At 34.0% G+C, this 12,656-nt stretch carries 12 protein-coding genes and 1 pseudogene; 11 read left to right on the top strand and 2 right to left on the bottom strand.

Translation table 11 applies throughout. The features are described from left to right. Nucleotides 1–44: 44 nt before the first annotated feature. Nucleotides 45–626, top strand: a complete 582-nt coding sequence (locus tag LLA01S_RS05160) for a uracil-DNA glycosylase family protein (RefSeq protein WP_061777940.1) — start codon at nucleotides 45–47, stop codon at nucleotides 624–626. 126 nt (nucleotides 627–752) lie between these two features. On the opposite strand, the gene LLA01S_RS05155 is transcribed toward LLA01S_RS05160, so the two are convergent. Further along, complete coding sequence (locus LLA01S_RS05155) at nucleotides 753–1,277, bottom strand: hypothetical protein (protein WP_061777939.1); 525 nt, start codon at nucleotides 1,275–1,277, stop codon at nucleotides 753–755. 73 nt (nucleotides 1,278–1,350) lie between these two features. Between LLA01S_RS05155 and LLA01S_RS05150 the strand changes: the two genes are divergently transcribed. Beyond that, nucleotides 1,351–1,764, top strand: coding sequence for a peptidoglycan-binding domain-containing protein (locus LLA01S_RS05150; RefSeq protein ID WP_011676829.1), 414 nt, complete (start codon nucleotides 1,351–1,353; stop codon nucleotides 1,762–1,764). 56 nt (nucleotides 1,765–1,820) lie between these two features. On the opposite strand, the gene LLA01S_RS05145 is transcribed toward LLA01S_RS05150, so the two are convergent. After that, entirely contained in the window at nucleotides 1,821–2,273 is a 453-nt protein-coding gene (locus LLA01S_RS05145) for a GNAT family N-acetyltransferase (RefSeq protein WP_061777938.1), read from the bottom strand. 243 nt (nucleotides 2,274–2,516) lie between these two features. Here LLA01S_RS05145 and LLA01S_RS05140 point away from each other — a divergent pair, with 243 nt between their 5' ends. From LLA01S_RS05140 to yjeM, 9 genes and pseudogenes are all read left to right on the top strand, one after another. Beyond that, a complete protein-coding gene (locus LLA01S_RS05140; RefSeq protein WP_032939944.1) occupies nucleotides 2,517–3,089 on the top strand; it encodes an NAD-dependent epimerase/dehydratase family protein in 573 nt (190 codons plus the stop codon). Next, nucleotides 3,086–3,550, top strand: coding sequence for an Rrf2 family transcriptional regulator (locus LLA01S_RS05135; protein WP_011676827.1), 465 nt, complete (start codon nucleotides 3,086–3,088; stop codon nucleotides 3,548–3,550). Before LLA01S_RS05140 ends, LLA01S_RS05135 begins: the two co-directional genes overlap by 4 nt. A 303-nt stretch (nucleotides 3,551–3,853) precedes the next feature. Next, nucleotides 3,854–4,969: an AI-2E family transporter gene (locus LLA01S_RS05130; RefSeq protein ID WP_032950426.1), complete on the top strand. Its 1,116-nt coding sequence runs from the start codon at nucleotides 3,854–3,856 to the stop codon at nucleotides 4,967–4,969. Between the two features lie 119 nt (nucleotides 4,970–5,088). Next, nucleotides 5,089–6,426 carry a hemolysin family protein gene (locus LLA01S_RS05125; RefSeq protein WP_011676825.1) on the top strand — a complete coding sequence of 446 codons (1,338 nt, stop codon included), beginning with the start codon at nucleotides 5,089–5,091 and terminating at the stop codon, nucleotides 6,424–6,426. Between the two features lie 218 nt (nucleotides 6,427–6,644). Continuing rightward, entirely contained in the window at nucleotides 6,645–7,436 is a 792-nt protein-coding gene (gene pflA / locus LLA01S_RS05120) for a pyruvate formate-lyase-activating protein (protein WP_372585167.1), read from the top strand. A gap of 200 nt (nucleotides 7,437–7,636) precedes the next feature. Beyond that, the gene (locus LLA01S_RS05115; protein ID WP_011676823.1) at nucleotides 7,637–8,581 is read left to right on the top strand and encodes a manganese-dependent inorganic pyrophosphatase; all 945 of its coding nucleotides are present in this window, start codon (nucleotides 7,637–7,639) and stop codon (nucleotides 8,579–8,581) included. Further along, nucleotides 8,581–9,378, top strand: a complete 798-nt coding sequence (locus LLA01S_RS05110; protein ID WP_021037780.1) for a DUF1803 domain-containing protein — start codon at nucleotides 8,581–8,583, stop codon at nucleotides 9,376–9,378. The genes LLA01S_RS05115 and LLA01S_RS05110 overlap by 1 nt, the downstream gene beginning before the upstream one ends. Before the next feature lie 28 nt (nucleotides 9,379–9,406). Continuing rightward, nucleotides 9,407–10,648, top strand: a complete 1,242-nt coding sequence (gene pepT, locus LLA01S_RS05105) for a peptidase T (protein WP_011676821.1) — start codon at nucleotides 9,407–9,409, stop codon at nucleotides 10,646–10,648. 282 nt (nucleotides 10,649–10,930) lie between these two features. Continuing rightward, nucleotides 10,931–12,454, top strand: a pseudogene (yjeM, locus tag LLA01S_RS05100) (glutamate/gamma-aminobutyrate family transporter YjeM). Nucleotides 12,455–12,656 lie beyond the last annotated feature (202 nt).

The following is a 12,656-nucleotide window of genomic DNA, read 5'->3' as shown; positions in this document are numbered from 1 at the left end:
CAAGCGTAATCTATATATTTAGATTACGCTTTTAAGGAAAGAAAATGGATAAATTAAAAGAAATTTTTGAAGCCATCAAAGCAGATCCGCAAAATATAAATTACACAAAGGAAGGAATTGAACCACTTTATTCTGTTCATAAAGAAGCCAAAATTTGTATCATAGGACAAGCACCGGGCATTAGAGCGCAGGAATCACGCCTCTTTTGGAACGATCCATCAGGAGAACGCTTGCGTGACTGGCTAGGAATTGACCGAGAAACATTTTATCAATCGAATAAAATTTCAATTTTACATTTAGATTTCTATTTTCCAGGAAAAGGAAAATCAGGGGATTTGCCCCCTCGAAAAGGCTTTGCCGAAAAATGGCATGAACAGCTTTTGCAACAAATGCCAGAAATTGAATTTTTTGTTTTGGTTGGATCTTATACGATAAAATACTATTTAAATCTAAAATCGTCAGCAAAAACAACAGAAGTGATTCGTGATTTTGAAAAATATCTGCCAAAATATTTTCCACTTATTCACCCTAGTCCAAGAAATAACATTTGGCTAGCCAAAAATCCTTGGTTTGAGCCTCAACTTGTACCAGAACTTCAAAAAAGAATTGCACAATTAATGAAATAAATTATAAATACATAAACAGTAATAAAAAAGTTACTAACAGGGTTGTTAGTAACTTTTTTATATGACTGCCTCTTTAATCCGTGGATAATTTTTCCTGATTATGGTTAGAATTTATGATTGAATATTTTATGCAACCTTAAAGATTTTTTTAAATTCTTTTTCTGCTAATTCATATAAGCAATAATTTAGATGATAATGGTCTAAAAAATGATAAATATTAACAGATTCAAGCACATTAAAGTAGCTAATATAATCAACAATATAGTCATGAATTTCAGAATATTCTTTGCTAATGATTGAGTAAGCTAATTCAAATGGGGCATCCGTTGTATCAACAAATACATTAAAATATTCATAAGTCCCTCCATTAGCTTCAAATATTTCCCAGAGAAGAAGAAGTGCTTCATGATTTGCTCTCACTTCTTGAGGATTTATTGCGTCAAAATATTCTCCACGATGATTATCTTTATTAAGGATATGAATGAGTTCATGAGCTATTTCAAAAGGAGAGGCCTCCTTAAAGTTATAAATCATTAACTTTTTATCAACATTAACTGCTGCGGGGATTGGCAAAATATCCACAGCAAAAATCTCAAATCCACATTTTTCAATTTCTCTGAGGAGATATTCTAAAAGCTCCTGTCTGCCCATAGAAAACCCATTATCTTCTAAACGTTTTTTTCATACTCACAACGGAATTGCGGTTGATACAAATGATGCTTACATGAGCACTCGACTCCCACATCATTTTTACCGAATTGTTGGTTCAGGCTCAGTAAATACTGACAACAAACCTCAGATGGTTACTTTAAATCTTGACGGACAGTTTGGCAATGCGACCGCTAAACGGCTACAAGAATACTTTGATACAGCCGGAAAAGACGGAGTAATTAGCCATCAGTACAAACAGACCTTTAATCAAAATATTTATGCAGCGCAATTTGATTCATCACTGACAGGTTCAAACGTGGTCAAAGCATTGCAAAGATTCTTAGGCATTGAACAAGACGGACTATTTGGCCAAGCTACAATTAAAGCTTTGCAAAAACATCTTGGAACAACACAAGATGGAATGATTAGTTCGGTTTCTGACTCTGTGAAAGAACTTCAAAGAGCTTTGAATTGGAATAAGATATAAAATAAAAGCCTGACTTTAGTCAGGTTTTTATTATTTGTTAATTAAGAAAATATAAACTATTGGTCACTAAAATCAGTTCTTTCCATCTGAATATGCTGAATCCCTGCTTCTTCAAAAATTTGTCCAACTTCATTAAAATGGAATTTACTATACAAACCTCGTGCAGAAAGTTGCGCATGAAGTTCTAATTTATTTAGCTTAGTTTCTTTGGCAAATTCAATCAGGCGGTCAATCAAAATTGCTGCATAACCATTTCCTCGGGCTTCTTTTAAAATTGCCATTCGTTGAACCAATGCTGTTTTTTCATCCAAATCAGTAAGTAAGCGAACAGCCCCCTTGGCAACTCCTTCATCATAAAGGACAAAATGAACAGCAGAAGCTTCCTCAAGGGCATTACTAACCTCAAGTTCATAAGGAACCCCTTGTTCTTTGACAAAAACTTGATTGCGAATTCGTAAAGCATCAAAATAAATATCGGACATCGTGTCACGAGTCACTCTAATTTCCATAAGTTCTCCTAAAGATTAGTTTACATAAAAGCCTTGGGTTTATTATAAAGCTTTCTATAGATACTTGCAAGTGTTGGAATTACTACATCTGATAGTTTAGGATTATATTGTATGTGATGCATAGAGCCTAGTTTTAAGAAGAATAAAATATTTTACAAAATTTCTGATTAAAATCCTTGACATATCCCATCTTTAGATATAAAATATCCATAGATTAAATAAATCTACGGATTGCAATGAGAAATGATGAATATTGTTTTATTAGGCGGAAATGGCTATATAGGAAGACATCTTACAGAAATGTGGATAAATAAGAATAATGATATTAAAATATACACAATTTCAAGAAGTGGTAAAAATAAGTTTGAGCATCCTAATGTGATCAACATCAAAGCAGATGTAAATGATTTTGAAAAATTGAAAAAGCTCTTACCACAAGAGGTTGACTTTATTATAAATTTAATTGGGGCACCAGAAAAAGATGAACTTAAATCAAGAGAGATAAATGATCAACCAGCAGAAGTAATGCTGAAAATTGCTCAAATAAAAAAAGTTAAGGCCATGGGCATGATAGGAGGAAAACTTGGACCTAAATATTTTTTGAATACAAAAGCGAAATTAATTAATATGTTGAGAGAATCTGAGATACCTGTAGTTGTTGTCGAACCTACTTTAGTTTATGGAGGAGATAGGAGAGATAGACTATCAAAATTGGTTCCCTTATTCAATATTTTGGGAGTTTTTTCTAAAAATATAAAACCTATCAGAGTAGAAAAAGTTGTAAAAGAAATGATTGAGGGATTGGAAAATAAATGAAACTGTCCAAACATTTAGAGGAAGCCGTTTACGTTTTACTAATTTTAGCGACTCAAAAAGACCAACAAGCCTTGAAAAGTAAAACGCTCAGCAAATTATTGGAAGTTTCCGACTCCTCTCTAAAAAAAGTATTAAGGCAATTAGTGGTAAATAATTTAATAGAGTCTACTGCAAGTAAGGATGGTGGCTTTAAGCTTAAAAAAAGAATAAATGAAATTTCGTTAAAGGACGTAATGGCTGCAGTAGAGGGGGAAGAATTCATTAGTGCTGACCTTAGTCATATTGGGCAGCGCATCTTTCCAAATAAAGCACACACACTTGAGAGTGAGAGTCTAGTGATTGAAACTTTAACTAAAGCTCAAAATCTTTATGCACTAGAATTAGAGAAATTAAAGCTTAGTGATTTATTGTTAGCCGAAGCGATGGATAATAAGACTTTAGACTGGCTAAAAAGAGAATGAGGTCTCTTTTTAGCCGTAGCAAAACACCTTGTAGGTGTTTTTTATATTTATAGACTTTATAAAAGCCAGTAGATTTTATCTATGCTTTTTTAGAGGAAACTTTTGGATGTGAAAGGCGCTAAAAGAACAATATTTAGATGACTTATTTTTTGTTTGAAGGCTAACCTAGCGCGGTAAATCAGTTTATGGTATTATAGATAGTATTAGGGAGATAAGCCTAGAGTTCTTTCAATAAAACTCACTTTGACTTAAAATAATGATTTATTTTGAGAAAGATAAAAATAAATTAAATAAAGGAAATCTATGTTCAAAAAAAGTAAATTATTCTTCTGGACAGTTGAAATATTAGCCGTTACTTTACTAATTTTTCTATTGGCTCAGATTCAATTTGTATTCCAGCCCATAAAGACGTTACTGACGCTCTTATTTGTTCCATTTATTATTGCAGGTTTTTTATATTATGTCTTCAATCCGGTTGTTACTTTTATGGAAGAAAAGCTAAAAATAAAAAAAGTATTTGGCATTTTCATTGTTCTTATACTCATTTTAGGAATGATTATTTTTGCAGTTGCATCAGTCATTCCAAGTTTAATTACACAGCTGACAAGTTTGATTAATGCCACTGGGAAAGCTTATCCTCAGATTCGAACATGGATAGAAGGACTTCAACATAATCCAAGATTCTCGCATATTTATGAACAACTTGATATTAAGAGCCTTGTTGAAAGACTAAATCTTTCTTATACTGATATTTTGCATAATCTTTTAAACAGTATTACGATAAGTGTTGGAAGTATTGTAAGTATTATCACGAGCATTATCATGGTAATGATTTTAGTTCCAATTCTTCTTTACTACATGCTCAAAGATGGTGAAAAAATTATTCCATTCTTGAAAGAAAATGTACTGACAGAAGATAAACTTAATATCTTTGAACTTTTGGAAAATATGAATCATACGATTTCTCGTTATATTTCTGGAGTTGCGCTTGATGCTTTATTGGTCTTCATTGTCGTTTTCGTCGGTTATATGGTTTTGGGAATTCCGTATGCTTTCCTTTTTGCACTCTTTGCGGGTGTTACTAACCTTATTCCTTATGCGGGACCATATATCGGGGTTTTACCAATGGTTGTAACGGTTGCTTTTAATCGTCCAATTACAGCCCTAATTGCGGTAATCTATGTTCTCGTCTTACAACAACTTGATGGCAATTTGGTTTATCCTAAAATTGTTGGTTCTGCCGTTAAAGTGCATCCAGTTACAGTTATGATTTTGATGTTAATTTCAGGAAGCCTATACGGAATTCTTGGAATGATTATTGCTGTTCCGGCCTATTGTTTGGTCAAAGAAATTGTAAGATTTGCCAATAGTCTTTATAATAACCATAAAGCCGAACAAAGAAAAATTATTTCAAAATGAGAACAAAAATATGATATAATAATTCTATCTAAAATGTTAACTCTTATTTTCTTAAATTCGAGCTAACTAAGTTTTAAGTGTTAAAATAAACACTATAATATCTTTTTCAAGGAGCACTAATGTCAAACCCTGATCCCGAGAGTGTATCGATACTCTTGCAGATTCTTTTACTAATTTTTTTAACAGCTTTAAATGCCTTCTTCTCAGCCAGTGAGATGGCCATGGTCAGTCTCAGCCGGACAAAAGTAGAGCAAAAGGCCAGCGAAGGTGATAAGAAATATATCAACCTTGTTAATATTCTTAATCAACCAAGTAATTTCCTCTCGACAATTCAGATTGGGATTACTCTGATTAACATCTTAGCGGGGGCTAGTTTGGCCGAAGCTTTGTCATCTCGCCTAGCACCATTATTAGGTGGAACGGCACTGGCTAAAACTTTATCTCAAATTATTGTTTTAGCTATTTTGACTTATGTTTCACTCGTATTTGGTGAACTTTATCCTAAACGAATTGCCCAAAACCTCAAAGAAAAAATGGCCCTACGGGTCGCACCACCAATCCAATTTTTAGGAAAAGTGATGAAACCTTTTGTTTGGTTTTTAGCAAGTTCAACCAACGTTTTGAGTCGTTTGACACCAATGAAATTTGATGATTTGGATGAAAGTATGACTCGTGATGAAATTGAGTATTTACTTAATACCAATGATGAAGCACTTGATGATAATGAACGTGAGATGATTACTGGTGTATTTAGTTTGGATGAATTGGTGGCGCGTGAAATTATGGTTCCAAGAACTGACGCCTTCATGATCGATATTAATGACGACTCACGTGAAAATATTACAGCTATTCTGAACGAAACTTATTCACGAGTTCCAGTTTATGATGATGACAAAGATAATATTCTAGGGATTCTACATGTCAAAAAACTTTTGAGATATAGTTTTGAGCATGGTTTTGATGATATTGACCTACGGGAAATTCTTCAAGAACCATTGTTTGTCCCTGAAACAATCTTCGTTGACGATTTGATGCGTCAAATGCGCAAAACCCAAAATCAAATGGCAGTATTGCTAAATGAATATGGTGGCGTTGAAGGTGTAGTAACATTGGAAGATTTACTAGAAGAAATCGTCGGTGAAATTGATGACGAAACAGATATTGCCGAAGAAGAAGTTTTCAAAATTGGCGAAAACCTCTATGTCGTGCAAGGGAAAATGACTCTAAACGACTTCAATGAAGAATTTGATACTCATCTTGAAAGTAATGACGTAGATACCATTGCGGGTTACTTCTTGGCAACGACTGGGAAAATTCCGGCCAAAGGACAACAAATTGTTTGCAAAGTTGATAATGAGGAAGATCATTTTTCACTGACAAGTTTAGAAGTTTCTGGAAAACGTGTGGTTAAACTTCGTGTTGAATTTGACGTTGAACCAGAAGAAACAGAAATTTAAAAAAATACTGACAGAATTTCTGTCAGTATTTTTATTTAATCAAAAAGCTTTAATTAGTTAAACCCTTACATTTATTGACTGACCGAGCTTAATTTACTAAGAGAAAGTTACTGACAGAACCGTTAGTAGGATATTTTACTGACAGAATTTAATTTGATAAAATCAGCGAATTGCGGTATGATAGTGGTGTGAAATAGTGTTTGAAATTGGAGAAAATGATGTCAGAAAATATAGATGAACTAAAAAAAGTGACCGGACTGATTCATTCAACTGAATCATTTGGTTCTGTTGATGGGCCTGGTGTACGATTTATTATCTTTATGCAAGGTTGTCGGATGCGTTGTAAGTATTGTCATAACCCTGATACTTGGGCTTTGAAATCGGATAAAGCCACAAAACGGACTGTAGAAGATGTCATGGATGAGGCACTTCGCTTTAGGGGATTCTGGGGAGAAAAAGGGGGAATTACTGTTTCTGGTGGTGAAGCACTTCTTCAAATTGACTTCGTTTTGGCTCTTTTTAAATATGCAAAATCTCTTGGTATTCATACAACGCTTGATACAGCAGCTCAACCTTATTTGACTGACAAATATGTGACTGGAAAAATTGATGAATTATTAGATTATACTGATTTGGTCTTGTTGGACATCAAAGAAATTAATCCAGAACGTCATAAAGAACTGACAGCTAACAAAAATGACAATATTTTGGCTTTTGCCCAATATTTATCAGACCGTGGCAATGCCATGTGGTTTCGTCATGTTCTTGTCCCTGGTGAAAGTGATTTTGACGAAGATTTGGTACAATTGGGTGAATTTGTTAAGACTTTGAAAAATGTTTTGAAATTTGAAATTTTACCCTACCATACAATGGGTGAATTTAAATGGCGTGAATTAGGTTGGAAATATCCACTTGAAGAGGTTAAACCGCCAACGAAAGACCGTGTTCATAATGCTAAAGAAATCATGAATACAGAGTCTTATCAAGACTATTTAGAACGAATAAAATAAAAAATAAAATGGATTTGAAAATATTTCAAATCCATTTTTTGTTATAACCGAACAAATAAGCAGAAAGAGACTTAAATGAAAATGAAAGTGTGCTTAATCAGTCAATTTTTGATATAATTTAAGAGATGATAAGCTCACTCTATTTTATAGAAAAATGAAAGAAGAGTGAGAGATAAAAATTTTTAAATTGAGGTAAAAAAATGTCTGATAAAATACTTGTTTTTGGTCACCAAAAACCTGATACTGACGCTATTGGTTCATCATACGGTTTCTCATACTTGAGCAATCACCGTCCAAATGGTGCCCTTAATACTGAGGTTGTTGCTCTTGGGACTCCCAATGAAGAAACACAATTTGTCTTGGATTACTTTGGAGTACAAGCTCCACGCGTTGTAAAATCAGCCAAAGAAGAAGGTGTGGATACAGTAATTTTAACTGACCACAATGAATTCCAACAATCAATTTCTGATATTGAAGACCTAACAATTTATGGTGTGGTTGACCATCATCGTGTAGCTAACTTTAATACAGCAGCACCTTTATTTATGACTGTTGAACCTGTTGGTTCTGCATCATCAATTGTTTACCGTAAATTCCTTGAAGCTAATGTTGAAGTTCCTAAAGAGGTTGCAGGACTTTTACTTTCAGGTTTGATTTCTGACACTTTGCTCTTGAAATCACCAACGACTCACGTAACAGACCATAAGGTAGCTAAAGAGCTTGCTGAAATTGCTGGTGTAAATCTTGAAGAATACGGTCTTGCAATGCTTAAAGCTGGAACAAATTTGTCAACTAAATCAGCAGAAGAATTGATTGATATTGATGCTAAAACTTTTGAATTGAATGGTTCAAGCGTACGTATTGCACAAGTTAATACAGTTGATATTCCAGAAGTTTTGGAACGTCTTTCAGATATTAAAGTAGCAATTAAAGCTTCAATGAACGCAAATGGATATGATGATTTTGTCTTTATGATTACGGATATTGTTAACTCAAACTCTGAAATCATTGCATTGGGCGCACACCCAGAAAAATCAGAAGCGGCCTTCAATTTTACACTTAATGATGACCATGCTTTCCTTGCGGGAGCTGTTTCACGTAAAAAGCAAGTTGTTCCACAATTGACTGAAAGCTTTAATAAATAATGACTATTAAAATCTATAATGAAAATCGGCTGACAGGTCAGCCCTTTTTTAAAGATTTGATAGAATATTTAGCAGAACATGATGAAGTCATGCTAAGACAGATTCATAAAGATTTTGCTGACGTAAAAAATATGGACCGGCAGATTGATTCATTCATTGCTGCTGGCCTAATCTTACGTTCGGATAAGCGTTATTCACTTGGTTTTCATATTTTTAAAGACAGCGATTTTGACTGGAAAAGAATAGAGGATAAAAAGGCTGAACCGCAGAGAAATATCTATGAACAGCCGATTTTTATTGAAGAAAATTCACGGATTGAGAAGTTATTGCAAGAAAGCAATTGCTATCCCAGATTAACTAATCAAACGAATCAAGTTATATTGAATTTTGTGACATCTTTTTCTTACAAGGAATATCCAGAAAATACAAAAGTTACACCAACACTCGCCAATTATTTTAATAAAGTAGCGAGTAATCTCCCTTTAACAGCATTTGAAAAAGAAATTTATCAAATGATTGGAGATGTGGACCCTGAGTATGCATTAAAATATATGACGACTTTTCTCTTAAAATTCATGCGTAAAGACATCGTCAAAAATAAAAGTGATATTTTTGTCAATGTACTTGAAAAATATAATTATATTGAAAAGATTTCTGAAAAAGAATATAAATGTCTTTTGGAGTTTTCAGAACAAGTGATTCCAGAGCAAAAATATGATGATGCTAAATCTTTTATTATTGCTCAAATCCAACAAACCACAGCTATTGAGCCTTTTATCTCATTGGGAGACAAATAGGCGATTATAATAAATTAAAGGAGAACCAATGAAGTACGAAAAACTGTTACCACGTTTTCTTGAATATGTTAAAGTAAACACACGTTCAGATGAAAACAGCACAACAACACCTTCAACACAAGCGCTTGTAGAATTTGCCCACAAAATGGGTGAAGATATGAAAGCTCTTGGGCTCAAAGATGTTCATTATCTTGAATCAAATGGTTATGTTATCGGGACAATTCCTGCAAACACAGATAAAAAAGTGCGTAAAATTGGACTTTTAGCTCACTTGGATACCGCTGATTTTAATGCAGAAGGAGTTAACCCACAAATTTTGGAAAATTATGATGGGGAGTCTGTGATTCAACTTGGGGATACTGAGTTTACACTTGATCCAAAAGATTTTCCAAATCTTAAAAACTACAAAGGGCAAACATTGGTTCATACTGATGGAACAACTTTGCTTGGCTCAGATGACAAATCTGGTGTCGCTGAAATCATGACTTTGGCTGATTATCTCTTGAACATTAATCCTGATTTTGAACATGGCGAAATTCGAGTTGGATTTGGACCTGATGAAGAAATTGGTGTAGGTGCTGATAAGTTTGACGTTGCTGACTTTGATGTTGACTTTGCTTACACTGTAGATGGTGGACCACTTGGAGAACTTCAATATGAAACTTTCTCAGCAGCTGGTGCAGTGATTGAATTCCAAGGTAAAAACGTTCACCCTGGTACAGCAAAAAATATGATGGTTAACGCTTTGCAATTGGCAATTGACTATCATAATGCACTTCCAGAATTTGACCGTCCTGAAAAAACAGAAGGTCGTGAAGGATTCTTCCATCTTTTGAAACTTGATGGTACACCAGAAGAAGCAAGAGCTCAATATATTATTCGTGACCATGAAGAAGGTAAATTCAACGAACGTAAAGCTTTGATGCAAGAGATTGCAGATAAAATGAATGCTGAACTTGGTCAAAACCGTGTAAAACCAGTTATTAAAGATCAATACTACAATATGGCTCAAATCATTGAAAAAGATATGTCAATTATTGATATTGCCAAAAAAGCAATGGAAAATCTTGATATTGCCCCAATTATTGAACCAATCCGTGGTGGGACTGATGGATCTAAAATTTCGTTTATGGGACTTCCAACACCAAACCTTTTTGCTGGTGGAGAAAACATGCACGGACGTTTTGAATTTGTTTCTGTACAAACAATGGAAAAAGCAGTAGATACTTTGCTTGAAATTATCCGTTTGAACAATGAAGTAGCAAAATAAAAGAAAAAAATAGAGTTATTATTTTTAAGGACTCGATAATAAAAGAACAAGTCGCCCAAGAAGGTTTTTATTAAAAAATCTACTTGAGCGGCTTGCTTTGCGCTTAGCATGTAATTTTCAGACTAATCGCTACTTTTCGATAACTTTCTGCTACTGTCTACAATATTATTCTGTTTCTAAAGATTTTACTGACAGATTTATAAGTAAAATTTAGTTAATCATTCAACACTTTAAAAATAAATTGGTTGATAAAATTATTAATCAATGTAAAAAGGAAAGATTATGTCACAAAACACAAAAGGTAAACTCTCACTCGTAGGTCTCTCGTTGATGATCTTTACGACTGTCTTTGGCTTTGGGAATATCCCAGTTGCCTTCTATCAAATGGGCTACGGTGCTATTCCTTGGTATATTATCGGAGCTCTCCTCTTTTTCCTCCCCTTTGCCTTTATGGTAACGGAAATGGGATCAGCATTTAAAGATGAAAAAGGAGGAATCTACTCATGGATGAGTGAGGCAGTTAATCCTACTTTCGCCTTTATTGGAACATTCATGTGGTATGCATCTTATGTCATTTGGATGGTAAGTGTCGCAAATAAAATTTTGATTCCAATGGTGAATTTAATTTTTGGTAATTCAACACATACACCATCATTACTTTAAATTTCAATTGCAGCCGTTGTTTGGATGGCCGTCATTACATTTATGGTATCTAAAGGGGTCGAAACAATTAAAAAGTTCACCTCTATTGCTGGGATTGCCGTTCTTTCGCTCAATGTTATTTTAATTCTTGGCGCAGTTCTTGTACTAGTTGTTAATGGACATCCTGCAACACCAATTAACCTTGCTGCTTTTACGTCATCTCCTAATCCAACTTTTGATGGTAGTATCGTTGCTTTTATCGCCTTTCTTGTCTTTGCTGTATTTGCCTATGGTGGGGTAGAATCAATCGCCGGTTTAGTCGATCAAACACATGAACCAGCGAAAAACTTCCCTCGTGGAATTATTACATCAGCACTTATTATTGCGGTGGGTTACTCAGTAGCTATTCTTAGCGTTGGATTCTTTGTTGATTATTCACAATGGATTCCAGCAATAAAAGATGGGTCAATGAACCTTGGAACTGTTCCTTATATGCTTTTGCAAAATCTTGGTGAAGCAGTTGGTCATGCACTTGGACTTTCTACTTCTGGAGCGGATATGCTTGGTGGAATTTTTGCCCGTTATATTGGTCTTTCAATGCTTCTTGCCTATATGGGTGCTTACTTTACCTTAACTTACAGCCCAATCAAACAGTTGATTACTGGTACACCAGAAAAACTTTGGCCTGGTAAATTAGGTAAACTTGATGAAGAAGGTATGCCAAAATTTGCAATGTGGATTCAATTTGCAATTGTTACTTTTATTATTGTTTTGAATTTCTTGACTTCACAAGGTGGTGCAAGTCAATTCTTCCTCATTTTGACTTATATGGCTAATGTTTCTATGACCTTGCCTTATCTCTTCATCGTTATTGCTTTCTGGTACTTCAAGAAAAATAAAAATATTGCTAAACCAATTGAGTTCTTTAAATCAAACTTCGTTGTTAATTTCTTGACAATTTTGGTCTTAGTAGTCGTTGGTGGCGCGAACTTCTTCACAATTATTCAACCGATTGTGAACTATGTTCAATTACCAGCTGTTGACCAAACTGCAAAAGCATTATCAGAAATGTTGACCTCATTTATCTCAATGATTGGTGGACCACTTATCTTTGGTATTATTGCTTACTTCATGATGAGAAACTACAAAAAGAAAAATAATTGAAGTCAATGATTTTATATTTCAAAAAAGAGTAAGTCCTTTTTAAGCTATACTTTATGGTATGGCTTTTTATTATTCAATTTCATTAGTCCAACATATTTTACATTATTAATAGTGGTTAAAAAAACAAAAAAGCGATATAATCAAAATGCAAACGATTACGTTAATTTATCTTGGAGTTATTTCATGAATATATATAAAATTG

The sequence above is a fragment of the Lactococcus cremoris subsp. cremoris NBRC 100676 genome (assembly GCF_001591705.1).
GTDB classification, from domain to species: Bacteria; Bacillota; Bacilli; order Lactobacillales; family Streptococcaceae; genus Lactococcus; species Lactococcus cremoris.
Note: the sequence above shows the minus strand (reverse complement) of the source record. Positions and strands in the feature narration are given on the sequence as shown.

Coding starts and splice junctions, on each gene's coding strand:
- LLA01S_RS05160 (WP_061777940.1), top strand. CDS start 45: ATGGATAAATTAAAAGAAATTTTTGAAGCCATCAAAGCAGATCCGCAA.
- LLA01S_RS05155 (WP_061777939.1), bottom strand. CDS start 1,277: ATGGGCAGACAGGAGCTTTTAGAATATCTCCTCAGAGAAATTGAAAAA.
- LLA01S_RS05150 (WP_011676829.1), top strand. CDS start 1,351: ATGAGCACTCGACTCCCACATCATTTTTACCGAATTGTTGGTTCAGGC.
- LLA01S_RS05145 (WP_061777938.1), bottom strand. CDS start 2,273: ATGGAAATTAGAGTGACTCGTGACACGATGTCCGATATTTATTTTGAT.
- LLA01S_RS05140 (WP_032939944.1), top strand. CDS start 2,517: ATGATGAATATTGTTTTATTAGGCGGAAATGGCTATATAGGAAGACAT.
- LLA01S_RS05135 (WP_011676827.1), top strand. CDS start 3,086: ATGAAACTGTCCAAACATTTAGAGGAAGCCGTTTACGTTTTACTAATT.
- LLA01S_RS05130 (WP_032950426.1), top strand. CDS start 3,854: ATGTTCAAAAAAAGTAAATTATTCTTCTGGACAGTTGAAATATTAGCC.
- LLA01S_RS05125 (WP_011676825.1), top strand. CDS start 5,089: ATGTCAAACCCTGATCCCGAGAGTGTATCGATACTCTTGCAGATTCTT.
- pflA (WP_372585167.1), top strand. CDS start 6,645: ATGTCAGAAAATATAGATGAACTAAAAAAAGTGACCGGACTGATTCAT.
- LLA01S_RS05115 (WP_011676823.1), top strand. CDS start 7,637: ATGTCTGATAAAATACTTGTTTTTGGTCACCAAAAACCTGATACTGAC.
- LLA01S_RS05110 (WP_021037780.1), top strand. CDS start 8,581: ATGACTATTAAAATCTATAATGAAAATCGGCTGACAGGTCAGCCCTTT.
- pepT (WP_011676821.1), top strand. CDS start 9,407: ATGAAGTACGAAAAACTGTTACCACGTTTTCTTGAATATGTTAAAGTA.